22 protein-coding genes are annotated in these 19707 nt (G+C 38.7%); 11 read left to right on the forward strand and 11 right to left on the reverse strand.

Annotated features, from left to right (window positions below; all coding sequences use genetic code 11):
* The first annotated feature begins 11 nt into the window (after positions 1-11).
* The 4 genes from guaA to H7U19_RS03980 all read left to right on the forward strand — a co-directional run bounded on the left by guaA (position 12) and on the right by H7U19_RS03980 (position 4508).
* Positions 12-1547, forward strand: coding sequence for a glutamine-hydrolyzing GMP synthase (gene guaA, locus H7U19_RS03965; protein ID WP_186559089.1), 1536 nt, complete (start codon positions 12-14; stop codon positions 1545-1547).
* Between the two features lie 198 nt (positions 1548-1745).
* Positions 1746-3677 (forward strand): PBP1 and LysM peptidoglycan-binding domain-containing protein, encoded by a 1932-nt coding sequence (locus H7U19_RS03970; RefSeq protein WP_186559099.1) that lies wholly within the window; start codon positions 1746-1748, stop codon positions 3675-3677.
* 44 nt (positions 3678-3721) lie between these two features.
* Positions 3722-4264 (forward strand): DUF922 domain-containing protein, encoded by a 543-nt coding sequence (locus H7U19_RS03975; RefSeq protein ID WP_186559101.1) that lies wholly within the window; start codon positions 3722-3724, stop codon positions 4262-4264.
* 4 nt (positions 4265-4268) lie between these two features.
* Positions 4269-4508: a DUF3820 family protein gene (locus tag H7U19_RS03980; protein ID WP_186559894.1), complete on the forward strand. Its 240-nt coding sequence runs from the start codon at positions 4269-4271 to the stop codon at positions 4506-4508.
* 92 nt (positions 4509-4600) lie between these two features.
* Here the strand turns inward: H7U19_RS03980 and H7U19_RS03985 are convergent, their stop codons facing one another.
* The 4 genes from H7U19_RS03985 to H7U19_RS04000 all read right to left on the reverse strand — a co-directional run bounded on the left by H7U19_RS03985 (position 4601) and on the right by H7U19_RS04000 (position 6845).
* Complete coding sequence (locus H7U19_RS03985; protein ID WP_186559103.1) at positions 4601-4855, reverse strand: hypothetical protein; 255 nt, start codon at positions 4853-4855, stop codon at positions 4601-4603.
* The gene (locus H7U19_RS03990) at positions 4848-5240 is read right to left on the reverse strand and encodes a hypothetical protein (RefSeq protein WP_186559105.1); all 393 of its coding nucleotides are present in this window, start codon (positions 5238-5240) and stop codon (positions 4848-4850) included. Before H7U19_RS03990 ends, H7U19_RS03985 begins: the two co-directional genes overlap by 8 nt.
* Before the next feature lie 12 nt (positions 5241-5252).
* Positions 5253-5798: an RNA polymerase sigma factor gene (locus H7U19_RS03995; protein WP_186559107.1), complete on the reverse strand. Its 546-nt coding sequence runs from the start codon at positions 5796-5798 to the stop codon at positions 5253-5255.
* 198 nt (positions 5799-5996) lie between these two features.
* The gene (locus H7U19_RS04000) at positions 5997-6845 is read right to left on the reverse strand and encodes a transglutaminase domain-containing protein (protein WP_186559109.1); all 849 of its coding nucleotides are present in this window, start codon (positions 6843-6845) and stop codon (positions 5997-5999) included.
* A gap of 265 nt (positions 6846-7110) precedes the next feature.
* On the opposite strand from H7U19_RS04000, the gene radC reads away from it, so the two are divergent.
* The 6 genes from radC to H7U19_RS04030 all read left to right on the forward strand — a co-directional run bounded on the left by radC (position 7111) and on the right by H7U19_RS04030 (position 12960).
* Positions 7111-7809, forward strand: a complete 699-nt coding sequence (gene radC / locus H7U19_RS04005) for a RadC family protein (protein ID WP_186559110.1) — start codon at positions 7111-7113, stop codon at positions 7807-7809.
* A gap of 91 nt (positions 7810-7900) precedes the next feature.
* Entirely contained in the window at positions 7901-9205 is a 1305-nt protein-coding gene (locus H7U19_RS04010) for a polysaccharide deacetylase family protein (RefSeq protein WP_186559112.1), read from the forward strand.
* Positions 9192-9884, forward strand: a complete 693-nt coding sequence (locus tag H7U19_RS04015; RefSeq protein WP_186559114.1) for a YjjG family noncanonical pyrimidine nucleotidase — start codon at positions 9192-9194, stop codon at positions 9882-9884. Before H7U19_RS04010 ends, H7U19_RS04015 begins: the two co-directional genes overlap by 14 nt.
* 209 nt (positions 9885-10093) lie before the next feature.
* A complete protein-coding gene (locus H7U19_RS04020; protein ID WP_186559116.1) occupies positions 10094-10612 on the forward strand; it encodes a hypothetical protein in 519 nt (172 codons plus the stop codon).
* The gene (locus tag H7U19_RS04025) at positions 10609-12033 is read left to right on the forward strand and encodes a DUF5723 family protein (protein WP_186559118.1); all 1425 of its coding nucleotides are present in this window, start codon (positions 10609-10611) and stop codon (positions 12031-12033) included. The genes H7U19_RS04020 and H7U19_RS04025 overlap by 4 nt, the downstream gene beginning before the upstream one ends.
* 69 nt (positions 12034-12102) lie before the next feature.
* Positions 12103-12960 (forward strand): hypothetical protein, encoded by an 858-nt coding sequence (locus tag H7U19_RS04030; protein WP_186559120.1) that lies wholly within the window; start codon positions 12103-12105, stop codon positions 12958-12960.
* Positions 12961-13011: 51 nt separating this feature from the next.
* Here H7U19_RS04030 and H7U19_RS04035 read toward each other — a convergent pair whose 3' ends face one another.
* The 7 genes from H7U19_RS04035 to H7U19_RS04065 all read right to left on the reverse strand — a co-directional run bounded on the left by H7U19_RS04035 (position 13012) and on the right by H7U19_RS04065 (position 19156).
* Positions 13012-14295 (reverse strand): replication-associated recombination protein A, encoded by a 1284-nt coding sequence (locus H7U19_RS04035; RefSeq protein ID WP_186559122.1) that lies wholly within the window; start codon positions 14293-14295, stop codon positions 13012-13014.
* A 37-nt stretch (positions 14296-14332) separates the two neighbouring features.
* Entirely contained in the window at positions 14333-14845 is a 513-nt protein-coding gene (locus H7U19_RS04040; RefSeq protein WP_246454586.1) for a CIA30 family protein, read from the reverse strand.
* Positions 14846-14886: 41 nt separating this feature from the next.
* Positions 14887-15372, reverse strand: coding sequence for a DUF192 domain-containing protein (locus tag H7U19_RS04045; RefSeq protein ID WP_186559125.1), 486 nt, complete (start codon positions 15370-15372; stop codon positions 14887-14889).
* 1 nt (position 15373) lies between these two features.
* Positions 15374-16303, reverse strand: coding sequence for a prolipoprotein diacylglyceryl transferase (gene lgt / locus H7U19_RS04050; RefSeq protein ID WP_186559127.1), 930 nt, complete (start codon positions 16301-16303; stop codon positions 15374-15376).
* A gap of 148 nt (positions 16304-16451) precedes the next feature.
* Positions 16452-17594 carry a peptidylprolyl isomerase gene (locus tag H7U19_RS04055; protein ID WP_186559129.1) on the reverse strand — a complete coding sequence of 381 codons (1143 nt, stop codon included), beginning with the start codon at positions 17592-17594 and terminating at the stop codon, positions 16452-16454.
* Position 17595: 1 nt separating this feature from the next.
* The gene (gene gldI / locus H7U19_RS04060; protein ID WP_186559131.1) at positions 17596-18144 is read right to left on the reverse strand and encodes a gliding motility-associated peptidyl-prolyl isomerase GldI; all 549 of its coding nucleotides are present in this window, start codon (positions 18142-18144) and stop codon (positions 17596-17598) included.
* Positions 18137-19156, reverse strand: coding sequence for a DHH family phosphoesterase (locus H7U19_RS04065; protein WP_186559133.1), 1020 nt, complete (start codon positions 19154-19156; stop codon positions 18137-18139). Before H7U19_RS04065 ends, gldI begins: the two co-directional genes overlap by 8 nt.
* A gap of 76 nt (positions 19157-19232) precedes the next feature.
* Between H7U19_RS04065 and H7U19_RS04070 the strand changes: the two genes are divergently transcribed.
* Positions 19233-19652, forward strand: a complete 420-nt coding sequence (locus H7U19_RS04070; protein ID WP_186559135.1) for a nucleoside-diphosphate kinase — start codon at positions 19233-19235, stop codon at positions 19650-19652.
* The last annotated feature ends 55 nt before the right edge of the window (positions 19653-19707 follow it).

The following is a 19707-nucleotide window of genomic DNA, read 5'->3' on the forward strand; positions in this document are numbered from 1 at the left end:
TATTTTTGCGCATGCAACATGATAAGGTACTTATTCTAGACTTCGGATCGCAATACACACAGCTTATTGCCCGTAGAGTTAGGGAACTCAACATTTACTCCGAAATTCATCCATTCAATAAAATGCCGCCAGATTTAGAAGACTATAAGGCAGTAATTCTGTCAGGTAGCCCAAATTCGGTACGTGGTGAAGATACATTGCATCCCAACCTTTCGGAAATTAGAGGGAAAAAGCCCATTTTAGCCGTTTGTTATGGTGCCCAATATCTGGCCCATTTTTCTGGTGGTGAAGTTGCACCTTCTAACACGCGTGAATACGGTAGAGCCAACCTTTCTTTTATTAAAGGAAACGAGCCATTTTTGGCACATATCCATACAGGAAGCCAGGTTTGGATGAGCCATAGCGATACGATAAAACAATTACCAACCAATGGTGTTTTGATTGCCAGTACGCATGATGTGGAAAATGCAGCGTATCGCATTGATGGCGAGGAAACCTATGCCATTCAATTTCATCCGGAAGTGTATCATTCTACTGATGGGAAGCAGGTTTTAGAAAACTTTTTGGTAAGCATTGCAGGCATCCATCAAGATTGGACACCCCAATCTTTTGTGGAAGAAACCGTTGCCGCCATCAAGGAAAAAGTGGGTAACGACAAAGTGGTTTTAGGACTTTCGGGAGGTGTTGATTCTACCGTAGCGGCGGTGCTTTTAAACAAGGCGATTGGAAAAAATTTGTACTGCATTTTTGTGAACAACGGTCTATTGCGCAAAAACGAATTTCAAAATGTGTTGGCGCAATATGAGGGTATGGGGCTTAACGTAAAAGGTGTCGATGCCTCACAACGCTTCTTGGATGCGCTAAAAGGTATCGAAGACCCGGAAAAGAAACGTAAAGCGATTGGAAATGCCTTTATTGAAGTATTTGATGATGAGGCCCATAAATTGAAAGATGTGATTTGGTTGGCCCAAGGCACAATTTACCCAGATGTAATTGAAAGTGTTTCGGCTACGGGAGGACCTTCAGCAACTATAAAAAGCCATCACAACGTTGGTGGTTTGCCTGATTTTATGAAGCTTAAAATTGTTGAGCCTTTAAAAGCGATTTTTAAGGATGAAGTGAGGCGGGTTGGAGCCACTCTGGGTATTGATCCTGAATTATTAGGGCGTCACCCCTTCCCTGGGCCTGGATTGGGTATCCGTATTTTAGGGGATATTACCGCTGAAAAAGTACGAATGCTTCAAGAAGTAGATTATATTTTTATCAACGGACTTAAGGAGTGGGGGCTTTATGATAAAGTTTGGCAGGCAGGCGCCATGTTATTGCCCGTAAACAGTGTTGGTGTGATGGGGGATGAGCGTACCTATGAAAAGTGTGTGGCACTACGTGCGGTTGAAAGTACGGACGGCATGACGGCCGATTGGGTAAATCTGCCCTATGAATTTCTTCAAAAAACGTCTAACGATATTATCAATAAGGTTAAAGGTGTAAACCGAGTGGTTTACGACATTAGTTCAAAACCCCCGGCCACCATTGAATGGGAGTAAGTGTCTTTTTTCAAAAAGATGTGTCAAAGTAATAGTCAATATAATTTCGTTTAAAACGTTATTTTTGAATATTGGTGGATACTTGGGATTTTGGCATGTTATATGCAATCCACATTAAAAGAACGGCTTGTAGTCTTTATCTCAACTATCATACGTATATAATTATTGGATAGAGGTTCAGCTTATAAAACAACAGGAATGAATAGATTTTTTAGGGTCCTAATCGTGGTTTTGATGTTTGGTTTTACATCCGTCAGTGCCCAAAACTATAGTACACATCAAGTGAAAAAAGGAGAGACGATTGAGGAAATCGCCAAGCGCTATTTTGTCACTCCTTTTGATATTTATTCTTTAAATCCTGATGCTAAAAAAGGATTGAAGCCCAATACTATTTTAATCATACCGATTTCAAAAGCGAAAAAACCGAAAATAACGGAAGTTAAGGAATTACAAGGCTTCAAAAAGCATAAAACCAAACGGAAGGAAACCCTTTTCGGTATTGCCAAAAAATATGATATAGCTGTCGAGGACATCAAAAAATACAATACGTTTTTATATGCCAGTAATCTTCGAAAGGGCGATAAATTGCAAATTCCGGTTTTCAAAATAAGAAAGGTAGAAGAGGAAGTAGAAACGAATAAAACCTACATCGTCCAACCAAAAGAGGGCAAATGGCGCATCGCTTATAAATTCGGAATTACCATTGCCGAATTGGAAGCCTTAAACCCGAATATGGGTGAGGTATTGCAGGAAGGGCAACAAATTTATGTGCCTAATATTGATGAAGGTGAAGAAAAATTGGTGGATGAAAAATACAGCTACTACAAGGTGTTGCCAAAAGAAGGCTTTTACCGATTAAAGCTGAAACTAGGGTTGGAACAGGAGGACATTGAAGCGCTTAATCCGGGTTTAGCAGAAAGTGGTTTAAAAGCAGGAATGATTTTAAAAATTCCTTTTTCTGAATCTTCAGAAGTTATTGGGGAGGAAGCTGAAGCTACCAATTTAGTAGGACGCATCAAGGATTATGAAACAAAGCACATTGCGGTGATGTTGCCATTTCGTTTGAATCGTGTTGAATTTGACTCCATTTCCGAAACCAAAAGAAGCATTGAAAAGGATCCGTATTTGGATGTGTCCTTGGATTTCTATTCCGGGGTATTGATGGCTCTCGATTCCTTAAAAAAACTAGGGGTATCATTAAAAGTAGACGTTTTCGATACCAAAAACCAACCCTCAGCGGTTTCAAGGTTATTAAAGGATAGCGATTTTGAAAATGTGGATGCGGTCATTGGCCCCTTGGTAGGCAAAAACTTCGAAATTGTTGCTTCCGAGCTTAGGAAATCTAACGTACCTGTTGTTTCGCCAATTGGGACGGATCTAAAGCTATATGATAACGTATTCCAGTCAAGACCTTCTGACGATTTGTTGAAGGATAAAATTGTGAATTTTGTTAAAACTGATAGTTTGCCAAAACAGATCATTATTATCGCAGATTCCAAAAATATGGAGATTGCCAATGCGTTAAAGCGCGAGTTTAATGCTGCAAAAATTATTTACTCCAGAAAAAATAAAGAGGGCGAGGACGAAAACTATGTATTGGTGGACGATATTAAGGAAGCTTTGCAGGCAGGTGACAATTTGGTGTTTTTAGAAACACAAAATGAAGGTTTTGCATCAAATGTGACTAGTATTTTGGCGTCATTGATACAGAAGGAAGATAAGGAATCAAAGGAAGATGAAATAAACATTGTTTTAGCCACCACTAGGTTTAATGGTGCTTTTGAAGGAGACGAAATTAATAACACGCACCTTGCCAAGTTAAATTTCACCTATGCTACCGCTTCAAAAAGTTATAACGAAGAAGAAAACAAGGGTTTTGTGGAACAATATGAGCGCATTTACAATTTAACGCCAAACCGACGTGCCGTAAAGGGTTTCGATTTAACAATGGATGTTGTATTGCGTCTGGTTACCTCTGAAGATTTATACCTGTCGGCCAACGAGGCACCTTTAACGGCTTATGTTGAGAACAAGTTTGCTTACAAAAAGAAAATGTTTGGAGGGTATTACAACGATGCCGTGTATTTGGTGAAGTACGACGATTTATCCATTGTTGAAGTAGAGCAATAAGCTGAGATATTTTGGCGTTCTATTGAAAACTTTGGTAGATTTTAATGCTTAGAGTATTCCTGCTTTTTTTCTGTTGCCTTTTTGTTCAAAGTGATACTGAACCCGTGTTATCTTGGAACGCAGCCTATAAATTATCTTGGGAAGATTTTAAAGGTAAGCCCAAAAATTTGGGAAGTGCCGTTGCAGTCACGGCTTCTGGAATAACCTTTGGGTTTTCCGTACGCCATTCCAACGAACGTGTGGTAAGTTTTGATTCTGAAGTGCACGCCCATTTTTACCCTGAGCAATCTTGGTACGATGCCAAAAGGGGCACACCTCATATTTTGGGCCATGAGCAATTGCATTTTGATATTACGGAATTGCATGCCCGAAAGTTTAGGCAACGTATTGCCCAGTTGGAAGTTTCAAATGCCGTTAGAAAAGAATTGAAAGCTGTACATCTCGCCATCAATAGGGAGTTGTCCGAAATGCAGGATGCATACGACAGCGAAACAGACTATTCCAGGCAGGTGGAAGCCCAAATCCTTTGGGAAAGATATATACAAAAAGAGTTACAAAAATTGGATGAATTTAAATCTGTTAATTGACCCAATGCTTCCTGATAAACAATTCCTCATTGATTTGGCCCATACCAAAATGCCTTACGGAAAATACAAAGACAGGTATTTGATTGATTTACCGGAATACTATATTGTTTGGTATCACGGTAAAGGCTTTCCCAAAGGAAAGCTCGGGGATATGCTCCGTCAGGTTTACGAATTAAAACTGAACGGGCTGGAAGATATCATCCGAAACATTAAGAAGCAATATCCAAAACAATCTAGAAATTAAAGAGCAAAAGTTTCCCTCTATAAAGCCTGTGCTGAGCTTGTCGAAGTAAGGGGAGTAAGGGGTGTGTTAGAATTTGTTAAACGAATTGATTACTAATCCGGCAATCGATCACAATAAAACCCTTCACTTTTGATTTGATTGATGATATCGCCTTCATCTAAATTTGCGGTGGCCTCAATTTTCAAAACATTATCAATATCTTCGGTATCCAAGCTCCATTTTACGATGCTTTTGCTGTTTTCAAAAAAGTACCGTATCCTTTCGATTTGCTCCGATGATCGTATGTTCGTTTTCAGGATAAACAGTTGCGTAGGCATGGCGTAGTTAAAATAAAAGAAATTAGTCATCGGTCTCTGGCTCTTGGTTTAAACGTTCCAAATAGTCCTCATAGGCCTTGTTGCCTTCTTCCTTCCAAAATTTGTCGTAATATTTCCATTTTGAAAAATCGCGCTTTCCTTTGGTTTTACAAGACTTATCTTTGTCGGAAGAGCTCTTACTACTGCTACCGCAACCTCCAACTAGTATTTTTAGGAGAATGAATAGCCCCACGGCTTTCCAATAGGTTAATGTTGGTAACCCAAAAATGTCCGGCATCAGCCAGTTCCAAAGCCACATCAGCACGAATCCGAACAATATGGCCAATCCAGTGATGGCAAATATGCCGAAAATGACCATTCCGACAATTTCGCCCGGGGACTTCCCCCTCATTTTATGTTTAAAGAAATTTGACATGTTTCTATGGTTTTAATTAATAGTTTCTTGTTTCGATTTTAATGTTTTATAAAGTTGGGAAATAGCACGATGGCGTCTGGACATCAACGTGCCCACAGGAATGCCCGTTTCCTCTGAAATTTCTCGATAGTTATAGCCTTCAAAATCCACGGCGATAATGATATTTCTATAGTCCGTTTTCAGTCCTAAAATGGCCTTTTTTAGTTCGCCGTGCATTTCTTCAGAATAGGCTTGTGACTCCGTGTCGTACAGCAATTCTACAAAAGCGTTCAACTTAAAATCGATATTCTCGATGGGATAGGGCGGAGTTTTGCTAGTGGCTCTCATAACGTCGATAATCTTGTTTTTAACGGCATGGTACACAAAACCAGCCACGTTGTTGATGGGCGAATAGCGGTCCGCCCCCGAAAACAATTTTAAAGCCACGTCCTGGATAATATCCTCTGCATCCCGGTTAACACTGGCCTTTAGCCGAGAGTTAACGTAAGATTTAAGCGATTGGTACTCCTCACTAAAAAAGGTGTTTAGCTTTTTGTTGTTTTCTGATTGATGATTCATGTAAAGGCTTTTTTATCAGCACTTCAACTATAAAGACGCAACAATTCAAAACCATTGCGTTTTTTTTGGATTATTTTTTAGTAAGACGATTTAATTAGGGAAATGTTTCTAGCTTTTTTGGGGAAATTTCGGGGAGTGAAGTCTTGAGAAAAGGAGTTGAGGAAAGCGATTCAATATCATCACAAAGGAAGTAGAGGGTTATGGTAATTTGAAGCTCATCACATGGTCGTATTCTGTCTTCATATATTCATTGTCAAAATATTCAAATTTGGCAATTTTGACTTTGAAAAAAGCTGGATTAGATATTTGATCCTTATCAAATTTAAAGTAGATAAAACTATCTTGATCAATAACTTCAATATTATATATAGGCTTAAAATTAATATTATCAGAACTAAAATTTAAGCCGACTGTCCATTTGTTTTTAGGAATTTTTTCAAAAACAAAATAATAAGATTCTTGGTCGAACATTAATTTAGGGATTTCTGTAAACCCGATCATAAACCAAATTGGCTTAACAAATTGAGATTTATTGAATTCCTTCAAAGTAAGAGGTTTTTTCAATAGTTGCCATCTGCTTTCTTCAGGAAAATGGGTAATAATAGAGAGTTCTGGTTTAATATCGAAATAGAATTCTGAAACTTCTTTATCATTGGATGTTCCCCAGGTTGTATCAACAAGAATCCATTTTTTATTTAGTTTGATTGCATTCCAGGCATGCCGAAAATTGTCATCTTTGTTTAATTCAACATAATGATTTCTTTCATCCCGAATATGTCCGCTTATTATAACGGCCTCAATGTCAACTTTATCCATAAACCACTTATAAAGATTAGAATATCCAGCACAGACTCCTTTTCTATTTTTATAAACTTGTTGTTCATATTGCATGTTTCTGTATTCCTCCAATGAGATTAATCCTTCTTTCTTATCATTAAGTGATTTGTGGTCATATGTAATGTTTATGCTTGTCCAATAATAGAAAAACCTTGCTAATTGTTCTTTGCTTTCATACTTTTCTTTTGCAAACTCTACTAGCTCCCTCATTTCAAGATCCAGTTTGTTTGCTTTTTCAATTAATACCTTTATAGATTCGTTCTGTGAAAAAGACGAATTAATGAAAATGGATAATGTTATGTATAGGTATGTTTTTATCATTTTGTAACAATGGATATGTAAACAATTATAGCATATATTGTGCCACCTTCATAATAGCAAAAGAACTAATTTTAATGATACTTTTTACAAAATCAACCCCAAATTTTCACCAAAATTAAAACCCATTTTCCCCAACAATACATATCTTTAACCAATGCAAGAAAAACCGAGTTCGTTTTCCATAAAACATTGGAACCAGGACGACCAGCCCCGCGAAAAATTGTTGTACAAAGGCAAAGCCGCGCTAAGTGATGCAGAGTTGGTGGCCATTTTAATCGGGTCGGGGAGCAGGGACGAAAGTGCCGTAGCGCTGTGCAAACGTATTTTGGCCAGCGTGGACAATAACCTGAACGAACTGGGCAAATTGTCCATAAAACAACTTATGGATTTTAAGGGTATTGGCGAAGCGAAAGCCATAACCATCACGGCAGCCATGGAACTGGGACGGAGGCGTAGGGGAGAGGAAGCCTTGGAAAAGAAAAAAATTACTTCGAGCAAATCCGTTTTTGAATTGATGCAACCCGTCATCGGCGAGTTGGAGCACGAGGAGTTTTGGATTATCTATTTAAACAATTCCAACAAGGTGATCCAAAAAAGCCAATTGAGCAAAGGAGGTATTACGGGTACTTTGGTAGATGTGCGTTTGGTCATGAAAAACGCCTTGGAAACTGGAGCCACGGGTTTGGTCTTGGCACATAACCATCCCTCGGGAACCTTAAAGCCAAGCCAAGCCGATAAAAATATTACCCAAAAATTAAAAACTGCTGCCCAAAGTTTGGATATTCGTGTTTTAGACCATCTTATTATAACCGAAAAAGCCTATTTTAGTTTTGCAGATGAATCACTACTTTAAAATTCCAAATATCAATTACAAAATTCCAAAGGATTCTATTGGAATTTGGAGTTTAGTCCCGATAGCTATCAGGATTGGAATTTGATACTGAATGTTACTAGTTTACACCCATAAAATATCGCCAAGATTAAAATATGTTTTTAAGCATATTTGCACTCGAGTACTGGGTATAAAGGTAGAATTCACCACAAAAATTGAAGAATTTATTGCCCACGACAGTTTAAAAATGTCATACACCAAACAGCATTTGGGCAATGAGTTTTTTATCAAAAGCCATGATATTTTATTTGAGCAGGGACTGTCCGATTTGGAAATTAATGTGCAAAAATGGGAAGACACCAAGTGCTTTTTTTTCAATGGAGACAAAAGTGCCATGCCCTTTGATATTTTTGCGGCCTCATTTTATTTGCTGTCTCGTTACGAAGAATATTTACCGCAGGTAAAGGACGAGTACGGACGGTTTACTGCCGAAGAAAGTTTAGCATTTAAGCACAACTTTTTGCACCAGCCGGTAGTGGATATTTGGGCTTATAAATTCAAGGCTGCCCTAATGCAACAGTTTCCAAAGTTTGAATTTCCAAAAAGGGAGTACAGCGTAAAGCCAATCATAGACGTCCCGGCGCCCTACGCTTTCAAATTAAAAGGTGTTATGCGGACGATGGGGGGCATTGTTAAAGACCTTTTTCGGTTTAGATTCAAGCTGTTATATGAAAGATTTTTGGTGCTTTTCAGTTTAAAGCACGACCCTTATGACACTTTTAAGTACATCATAAACAGACAGAAACATGTTGGCTTTAAGTTTTTAGTATGCTTCTTTATAGGCTCGTATTCTACCTATGACAAAGGCATCAATATCAACAAGCGCAGTTTCATTTCTTTGATAAAACATTTAGCAGACTATTGCAATGTGGGACTTAAGGCATCCTATTTTGCCGTAAATGATTTGGAAATCCTCAAAAAAGAAAAACGGACAATGGAGGAGGTAATTAATACGGCGTTAAGAGCATCGCGATTTTCCTTTTCGAAAATTAGTTTGCCCGAATCCTATCGGAATATGGTGCAGCTGGAAATCAATCAGGATTACACCATGGGCTATGTCAATCATATTGGCTTCAGGGCCGGATCTTGCACACCATTTTTGTTTTATGATTTGGACTATGAAGTGCGGACCCCGTTGCGCATTTGCCCATTCCATTTGATGGATTTTGCTCTATTGAAAACAGCATCCCTATTGGATAAAAAGCAGGTTTTGAATGGGGTTATTAACGAGGTGAAAAAGGTAAATGGGGAGTTCGTTCCCGTATTCCATAACTATACCTTTAGCAGTTCGCCAAGATGGGAGGGTTTTAAGGAATTGTTCAACATGATTTTAGATTCGGCCAATGAAGAAGCTTAACGGAATCACCGACGTTTTTTTTGATTTGGACCATACCCTTTGGGATTTTGAGAAGAATTCCGCCTTGACCTTCCGTAAAATTTTCGGTTTGAACCACATCGAGGTCAATCCAGATGAGTTTTTAGAGCATTACGTCCCGATTAATTTTGCTTATTGGAAATTGTATCGTGAAGAAAAAATTGAGAAGGATGCGTTAAGGTTTGCAAGGTTGGATGATACCTTCAAAGCCCTAAAGACTTCCGTGGAACCCAAAAAAATACACAAGTTGTCCTCGGATTATATAGCCCATCTTACCTCGTTCAATCATTTGGTAGCTGATGCGGTTTCGATTTTAAACTATTTGGGAGGTAAATACCAACTTCACATTATCACCAACGGTTTTGATGAAGTACAACACAGTAAGCTCAATAAATCCAAAATCGCTCATTATTTTAGAACCATTACCAATTCCGAAATTGCTGGAGTGAAGAAGCCCAACCCTAAAATATTTCAATATGCCTTGAATCAAGCCAAGACTGAAGCTGGGCAAAGTATCATGATAGGGGATAGCCTCGAGGCGGATATTGAAGGAGCTTTGAATGTTGGAATGGATGCCATTTTTTACGCCCCTAACAGCACAGACATTAATGGAGAAGTGAGACACATTTCAAGTTTAACGGAATTAAAGCACTATTTATGAATGAAGTAATTCAAACTTTTCTTTTGCCTAAAAAATGTTGTAAATTCACTTACTTGTCGTTCCTTTTTTTAACCATAGTTATGGCTATGATTTTCATGAAGAGCCTCAATTGAGCAAAAACAAAAGTCCAAATTACTTCAACAATTTAAGCCCATTCTAATCGTTTTTTCTCTATGAAATTTAATCTATCCAAATCTCTTATTTTTCTAATGGTCCTGCTATCAAACTTTGGATGCACCAAGCCAATAGATTTTGATCAGGCCGATGATTTACTTTTAGAACCAGTTTTGGAATCCAGTATCATATTTTATGAAGCTGCCGCTGGCGATTTTTTTGCTGGAGGTATGTTGCAGAATGTTGTGCAGGATGTGGTTGGAATTGATATTTTCGGGGACAGTTTTGTTCAGGATAATTTGATAAAGACTGAATTTGTTTTTGAAGTGAAAAACTCGATTGATCGAGCATTCGATCTGCGCTTGGACTTTTTGGACGAGAATGGGCAAGTGTTGGAGTCTTTTACTGTTGATACACCTGCTTCGCCTGACAATTCTGAAATAATCACCGAGCATATTGAAACTTTTGAAGGTGTGCCTCTCGAAAATTTAAAGCAATCCCGACAATTGGTATTTACTTTGGTAATGCAGACGGGGCCGCCATTGAACCAAAATTCGCAAGGAACCATCGCATTGAAATCAAAAGGAATTTTTTATTTAATGATTGGCGGATGAGTTTAAAAAAGGTACCTTTTATTTTGCTTTTAATGGTTGGGCTGTGTTTTTCGCAGAACAAGCAGATTCTTTATGGTTTTTCTGAAATTCCTCAGTCGTTGTTATTGAATCCCGGGGGCAAGGTGGATTATAGTGGCTATTTTGGAGTGCCCATGTTATCTCATTTTCATGTTAATGCCGGCTCATCAGGAGCTACGGTTTATGATGTATTCGCTGATGACGGAAGAAGTTTTAATGCCAAATTGAGCGTTTTGGTGAACACTTCAAAGCCTCACGATTTTATGACGGCTAACCAGCAATTGGATTTGTTTTCAGGAGGATTCGCATTTGGAAGTAGTTTTGAAAAAAATGAATACTTGAGTTTTGGACTGTACCAAGAATTGGATTTTATTAGCTATTTTCCTAAGGATTATGCGGTTTTGGCACTTGAAGGTAACCAATCCAATATTGGTCGGCCTTTCAATTTAGATCATTTAAATGTAAATGCTGAGCTACTTACTGTATTTCATGTAGGATATAATAAAAAAGTCAATGAAAAGCTTACTTATGGCATTCGTGGCAAGATATACAACAGTATTTTGAATGTGAATTCAACTAAAAACGAGGGGAGTTTTTTAACCGTTAGGGGCCAGAATAATTTTTACCAGCACATCTTTGATTTGGATTTGGAAGCGAGAACATCGGGCATTGCAAGTTTGATAAATGATGATAATTCTGATGCCAGTGAGGATATTAAAACACTAAGGAAGCGAATTTTATTTGGCGGCAACCTCGGATTGGGACTGGATTTGGGATTTACTTATCAGATGACCGATCAATGGACGTTCGATGCCAGCATTTTGGATATTGGTTTTATTAGGCATTCAAAAGACGTTGAGAATTATGCCTTTAAAGGTGATTTGATTTATGAAGGCATAGATCCTCTTTTTCCGGAAACAGGCGATTCGCAAACTGCTGATGACTATTGGAGCGAAGTTGAGGAGGATTTTGAGGAGCTCTTTACTAGGGACACTTCAACTTCAAAATACACTACTTGGCGCCCAATGAAATTTAATGCCTCCTTGAACTATGCCTTTGGAAAGAAAAAATTAAAGGATTGCGACTGTTATGCCGAGGATGGTGAGTATCTGAATGCAATTGGTGGGCAACTATTTGTTGTAAATAGACCTAAAGGACCACAAGTAGCTTTGACGGCCTATTACTACCGCCGTATTTTTAACGGTTTAAGGGCTAAGGCTACCTACACTGTGGACTCTTTTTCGTTTTATAATATGGGATTGGGGCTTTCTGCACATGTTGGCGGTATAAATTTGTACCTCATGGCGGATAATTTTGTTCAGTACAGAAATGTTTATGATGCGCAAAGTGTATCTTTACAGTTAGGACTAAATTATATTTTTAGAAGTAGAAAAGACAAATAGTCTTAGTCAGGAAACAGCCTAAACCAATTAAATTAAAATAGTGTTGAATTAAAAATTTTGAAGAACTAGATGAAAACTAAATTAGTTACAGCGATAGTCGCATTGTTTACGCTTTTAAATGTTTACAGTCAAAGTGATCTTAATAATTACAAATACGTTATTGTACCGAACAAGTTTGATTTTTTAAAGCAAGAAAATCAGTATCGTTTAAATGAGTTGGCGCAATTTTTATTTAACAAGCATGGGTTCAAAACAGTTATGGAGGGTACGGATTATCCTGAGGATTTGTTGTTTAATAGCTGTTTAGGGTTGCGGTCTAACGTCGAAAAGGAATCCGGAGTGTTCAAAACCAAACTAAGAGTAGTACTTAAGGATTGCAACGGGAAAACTGTTTATGCCTCGCCATTAGGGGAAAGTAGGGAAAAGGAATATAAGGTGGCCTATAACGAGGCCATGCGTGTCACATTTGACCATTTGAGGGCATTAAACTATCAATACGTGCCGAAGAAAGAACACCAGGTGGCGAAGACTCAAAAAAATGAGGCTGACAACGAAATACAAAGGCTTAAAGAAGAAATTAAAACACTCAAAAAGGAAAAAGAGATTAAACAAATAAAACAACCCAAAGCAGTTGTGAACAAAAGGCCGGTTACACCTCAGAAACAGGAAGTACTCCAAGCCAAAAATGTTGAACCCAAAACTGAAAGAGCCTTGTCAAACGTCTTATACGCACAAGCTACTGAAAACGGTTTTCAACTTGTTGATAGTGCTCCCAAAGTGGTTTTCAGAATTCAGAAGACAGGTTTATCCAATGTGTTTTTAGTTGAAGGAAAAAGCAGTATAATATACAGGACGGATACGGGTTGGGTTTTGGAATACTACGAAAATGGGGCATCAAAGCAACAGGAATTGAATATCAAATTTTAATGGTATAGTTGTTGCTCACCTCTTACTTCCACATTCAGGTTGCCAGCTTCCTCAATACCCATATTTATCTTTCCAGCGTTGTTTTAAGAATTCGCGTTGGGCATTTTCTCGGGCGTTATTTCCAGGTTCATAAAGTGTTGTGCCTTTAATATCATCAGGCAGAAATTCTTGATTAGCAAAGTTGTTTTCATAATTATGGGCATACTTGTAGTTGTCGCCATAGCCCAATTCCTTCATTAATTTGGTCGGGGCATTTCTTATTTCCAAGGGTACGCTTAAGTCCCCTGTCTCTCTTACCAGCTGTTGGGCTTTTCCTATTGCCGCATACGCCGCATTACTTTTTGGAGAACAAGCCAAATAAGTAGCACACTGGCTTAAAAGGATTCGCGATTCGGGATAGCCAATGGTTGAAACAGCCTGAAACGTATTATTGGCAATCACCAATGCCGTTGGATTGGCATTCCCAACGTCCTCACTGGCGGCAATTAAAAGTCGCCTAGCGATAAACTTTACATCTTCTCCGCCCTCAATCATCCGTGCTAACCAATACACCGCACCGTTTGGGTCACTTCCACGAATGGATTTTATGAATGCCGAAATAATGTCGTAGTGCTGTTCCCCGGTTTTGTCGTAACGCACTGTGTTATTTTGGACTTTTTCAAGTACGGTATCATTCGTTATGGTAACGTTATCTCCGTTTTCGGAGGTAACTATCAGTTCAAAAATATTCAACAATTTTCGTGCGTCGCCTCCGGATAGCCGTAGTAGCGCATCAGTTTCCTTTAGTTCAATTTTCTTTTTAGAAATGAACTCGTCCTTTTCTATTGCTCTGGTTAGCAGTGTTTCCAAATCGTCTTTGGAAAACGAATTCAAAATGTAAACCTGGCAACGTGATAACAATGCTGGAATTACTTCAAAACTTGGATTTTCTGTAGTAGCTCCAATCAATGTAACCCAGCCCTTTTCAACACCCTGCAATAACGAATCCTGTTGGGATTTGCTAAATCTATGGATTTCATCGATGAATAAAATCGGGTTTTTGGTAGTAAATAGACCTCCACTTTGTTTGGCTTTTTCAATAACTTCCCGAATATCTTTTACTCCAGAATTGATGGCACTTAAGGTGTAAAACGGTCGTCCAGATTCCGTGGCTATAATATTGGCCAAGGTTGTTTTTCCCGTCCCTGGAGGCCCCCAAAAAATCATGGAAGCGATTAGCCCATTTTTTAATTGTTGCGTCAATGCCCCGTTGTTGCCCACTAAATGGGACTGACTCACATAGTCCTCCAGTGTTTTTGGGCGTAAGCGTTCAGCTAATGGAGTATTGTCGTTCATAGCCATAAAATTACGGTAATTTTTTAGGTTTTTGACCTTATCGTAATTCGATTTTGTCGACCAGTAATTGAAATGGTTCCACCTTTTTATTACCGAATAAAAAACCTATTTCTGAGACAAAATCTGATGAAAAATTTGGAATATCCAGTTGGCGTCCTCTAAATTTTGGAATTAAATCCTTTAATTCGATTCTCAAGGTTTCCCATTTACCTGAGGTTTGAAAATAAGTGACGTAAGAATGCCGTTGTGAAGTCGTTTCTTTTATTCGAAACTGATACCGTTTGCCATCACCTTTTATCCTCAATATAATCTCGGAATGATTTACAATAGCTATTGGAGATGTAAAATAACGCACAGAAGAAAAACCACCATTGTTTTCTAGTGAAATTTCACCGCGGAATTTCCCGTAGCCCTCATCAGTTAACTCAAAATTGCCAGAGGATTTTCCGCCCATTACGCGGTCGTCAACTATCATCCAGTTCCTAATATCACTTTTTTTATTGAAGTTGAAGACTAATACGTTTTGTGTCATCGATATTCTTCGTAACAATTAAAAATTTTGTGTTCCTGTTTCGTATTTATCATGAAACACTATTTCCATAAAATTGAATCCCCAGCCTTTAACCCCCATTGATCTGCCAAACCCGCATTGATTTCCAAGACATATTTGGCGGGAGCCTCTGAGGGCAAAGCACTTTCATCAAAAGGTTTGGCGTTTTTTTGAAAGCTCACAATGGATTTTTTGGCGTCTATATAAATGATATCCAAAGGGATACGGGTGTTTTTCATGTAGAAATAACGCTCGCGTTCATCTTCAAAAACAAACAGCATGCCTTGATTGGATTTCATGCTGTTGCGGTACATCAATCCAGTTTCAACATCAAAATCGGTATCTGCAATTTCGATGTCTAATTTTGTTTTTAATGAGTCCGTTTCAGGATTGAAAATTTGGAGCTCACCTTCTTTTTTAAAAGTGACTTCGGTCTGTTGCACCTTTGGGTTTTCCTTTTTACAGGAGACTGCTCCCAAACTAAAAAGGGCTAAAACTAAAAGGGAAATACCGAATTTGAATCTCATCTTAACTCACGGGCGATTTCGGTTTGTATACAAACATAAAATAAAGCCCCAGTAAAATTAGTGGAATACTTAGCCATTGGCCAGTGTTCAATGCCCAAGTGGCACGCTCGTCCACTTGTGCTTCTTTGACAAATTCTACAAAAAAGCGTACCGTCCATAATAGTACCAAAAACAGTCCAAAAAGGAATCCGGTTTGGTCACGTTTCGATGTTTTAGAGTAGAAATACCATAATATCAGAAATACAAATATGTAGCTAATGGATTCGTACAGCTGTGAAGGGTGGCGATAGGGCACCGCATCCAAAAGATTTTGAAATTGCGGATTTTCGGTAACGGCATTATAGGCTTTTTGAACGTCCTTGATACCCGTCAGCCTGACAATTTCACTTTTGTAATATTCATCTTGAATAAATCGAACGCCCAAAGGAAAATCCCCAGAAGCTTTACCGATAATCTCAGAATTGATAAAATTTCCGATTCTCACGAACACCGCACCCGAAGCTACCGGAATGACAAGTCTGTCCAAAATCCAAAGCAGGGATTTGTACTTGTATTTTCTGCGATACAAGTACATTCCGATGATAACACCAATAGCAGCACCGTGACTTGCCAAACCTTGAAATCCGGTGAATTCAAAGCCTCCTTTAAATTTAAAGGGAAGAAATATGCTGAAAAAATCTTGAGAAATCAATTCGGATTGGTAAAACAGCACATGTCCCAAACGCGCACCCAACATGGTAGACAACACAACATAAATGAACATGGGGTCTAATAACTCCAAATTCATTTTTTCTTTGGTGTAGATGCGCTTCATAATGTACCAACCCAAAATAAAGGCAATAACCCACATCAGACTGTAAAAATGGATTTTGAAGTTTCCGGCAATATCTATCCCCGTAACGGGGTTCCAATCAAATTTTAATGCGTGCATGAGTGAAATTTTACAGGGGTAAATATAAGGTTTTGGGGGTATTTATCTGTTAAAATTATGTTTAGTTGTAAAACCCCTCCGCCTTCGGCACCTCCCCTTAAAAAAAGGGGAGGAGTCTTTTAAGCATGTTTTTTATCTTTTTTCTAAGTTATTTAGCCAAACTCAAAACCTCAACTTCAAAAACCAAGTTGGATTTTGGGGGAATACCTTGGCCTCCGGCCTCGCCATAACCTAAATGATAGGGGATAAATAATGTGGCTTTGTCGCCTACTTGTAGTTCTTTTAAACCTTCTTTAAACCCTGCAATCATGGGGGCGTCAGGGCTTAAATCCGCTTTTATTGGCTGATAGCGATTCGAAGCCTTCTTCTTTTGGTTTACCGCTTCCATGGCCTCTGCTAGATTTAGATTGCTGGTATTAAGTAATGTGCCGTCTTCGAAAAACAATGCATAATGTACCATGGCTTTGTCGAACTCCTTAATTTCCGGCCCGGAGCCTTTTTCAGAAATAAAATACTTAAGGCCCGAAGCCAATACAATGGCTTCTGTTTCTTGCTGAGTGTGCTTTTGTTTCACAGCATTTTTAAGCTTGGCTATTTTAGCTTTTCGTTTTTGTTCCTTTAAATCCGCTTTGGAAAAATTCTCTATAAAAACTTCTGGTGCCTCAAAGTTTTTGGCCCTTCTACCTTTTCGAATAATTCTCAATTTACGAAGTGTATCATTGGCCATAATGGAATCGATAATATTTTTACCTAAAACAACTTCTCCAAAGACCGTATGACAATGATTTCGGGGGTCTTCACAATCCCTCAAATTACCATGTTCACCATAGGCGTCCAACCATGGTGTTTCCTTGTGGGTTATATAAAACTGGCTTCCATTGGTGCCATAGCCGGAATTGGCCATGGCCAATATCCCTTTTTTATCATGTTTCAAATCGGGATGGAATTCGTCCATAAACCGATATCCAGGATCGCCCTCGCCATTGCCCAGTGGGTCGCCTCCTTGAATCATAAAATTCTCAACAACGCGATGAAATATCGTCCCGTCATAAAAGGCCTTTTCTTTATAAAGTTTGGAAGCAAGAGGATTGGTGCCTTCTGCTAGCGCTACAAAATTGGCTGTGGTGATGGGCACTTTGTCGTAATGTAATTTGGCCACGATGATACCTTTGTTCGTATTGAATTCAGAATACAGGCCATCCTCTAAATCCGGATATTCCGATTTGCAACTGGTCACGATCACCAACAAAAAAAAGGCTAATCCTTTAATTAGAACATTAAAACTTGACATTTTAGTTATCCTGTACTTTTGTGATGGAATTTACGGTTACCTCTGCAATTAATGGGACATTGGTGCCGATTTTGTTCTCGTCTCCATAATACCCATAAGCTTTTTGCGATGGAAACAAAAAAGTAATGGTTTCGCCGGCTTTCATCAGTTTCAAACCTTCGCGCAAACCGGTAAAGAGTTCCTGTTTGTCCATGGCATATTCCAAATTCTGGAAATTTTCCTTGGGATAAATTAAGTTGCCATTAAAGTCTTTCAAATTATAGGAGTAGTTCACGATATCCCCGAATGCTGGCATATAATTATCGCTCTCGGTAATTTTTGTATTGTAATAATACCAAAACCCACTTTCTGAAGCAATATAATTGGTAGAGTCGTTTTTTGCCATCAACTGTTCAATCCAAGCCTGCTCCTTGGCATAGAGTTTTTTGTTCCGTTCAACAGAGGCATCAATAAACGAACCACTTTTCACCGAGATAGGTCTTCGGGCTTCGGGCGTTTTGCAGGAAAAGCAAATAGCAAGTAAGCCTATAATAATTAATGTTTTATCCATAGTTTAGGGCTGATTTATATTCAGGCAAGATACTTAAAAATTTTTCAACCGTACCTTTTAAGGAGCTTTCACTTCTTCCCCCCGCTGCATTATTATGGCCTCCACCATTAAAATGTGCCCGCGAAAATTCGTTGACCGAGAATCCGCCTTTGGAGCGCAAAGAAATTTTTATAATGCCTTCTTGCTTATCTTCAATAAAAATTGCCGCGAATATGATGTTTTCCAAAGCAAGGGCGTAATTCACTACGCCCTCGGTGTCCCCCTTTTTGTAATCAAATCGATTTAATTCACTTTGAGACAGGGTGATGTATGCAGTCCTTAAATCTGGAAGCACTTTTAAGTTGCTTAAAGCACGCCCCAATAATTGTAGTCTGTTGTAGCTATTGGTGTCAAAAACAAGGTTATGTATTTCCGAATTGTTTGCCCCTTTATCAATAAGTGAGGCCACAACGCGATGGGTGGTACTCGTGGTTGATGGAAATCGGAAAGAACCGGAATCCGTCATAATACCCAAGTACAGGCAAGTGGCTATCGTTTCGTCAATTTTGTCCGTATCGCCAAGCATATCAATAAAATGATATATCATTTCACAGGTTGAACTCATACTGACATCGCTGTACATATAAGTCGCATAATCGTCTGGTTCCTGATGATGGTCGATTAAAATCTTGATGGCCTTTGAAGCTTCTAAACCAGGTTCCATCGCTCCGGTTCTATGAAATGCATTGAAATCTAAAGTGAAGATAATCTGGGCGTCGGCAATGACATTGTCGCATATTTTGGTCTGCGAATCGTATTTTAAGATGGTTTCCTCCCCGGGTGTCCATTTTAAAAATCCAGGATAATCATTTGGTGTGATGACTTGAGCGTTATGGCCGTACTTTTTTAGGTAGTGATAAAGACCCAAAGTTGAACCAATCGCATCGCCATCAGGGTTTTTATGGGGAACAATTACAATGTTTTTTGGGGCACTTAGCAATTGCCTTATTTGCGCTATATCGTCTTTATTCATAGGGAACGAAGATACAATTTTTTAAACTTGGTTTTTGATGAAAATACGTTACTTTTGCGCCAAATAAAACATAAAAATGGCAACAAACAGAACATTTACAATGCTTAAGCCAGATGCAGTTGAAAAGGGGCATATTGGTGCAATATTAGAAAAGATTTCAGCTTCAGGTTTTAGAATTGTAGCGATGAAATTAACGCAAATGACCAAGGCAGATGCTCAGACATTTTATGCGATACATGAAGAGCGACCATTTTTTGGTGAATTGGTCGAGTATATGACGCGTGGCCCAATCGTAGCGGCTATTTTGGAAAAAGACAATGCTGTTGAGGATTTTAGAACTTTAATTGGTGCAACAAATCCTGCGGATGCTGCGGAGGGTACTATAAGAAAAATGTATGCAGATTCTATCAGCGAGAATGCTGTTCACGGAAGCGATAGTGATGAAAATGCTGCTATTGAAGGTGCGTTTCATTTTTCCGGACGTGAGCAGTTTTAAACTGTCTTTCTGACAAATATTAAGAAGCCTGTAAAATTTGTTTACAGGCTTTTTT

This window comes from Hyunsoonleella aquatilis (assembly GCF_014270105.1).
In the GTDB taxonomy this organism is placed as follows: Bacteria; Bacteroidota; Bacteroidia; order Flavobacteriales; family Flavobacteriaceae; genus Jejuia; species Jejuia aquatilis.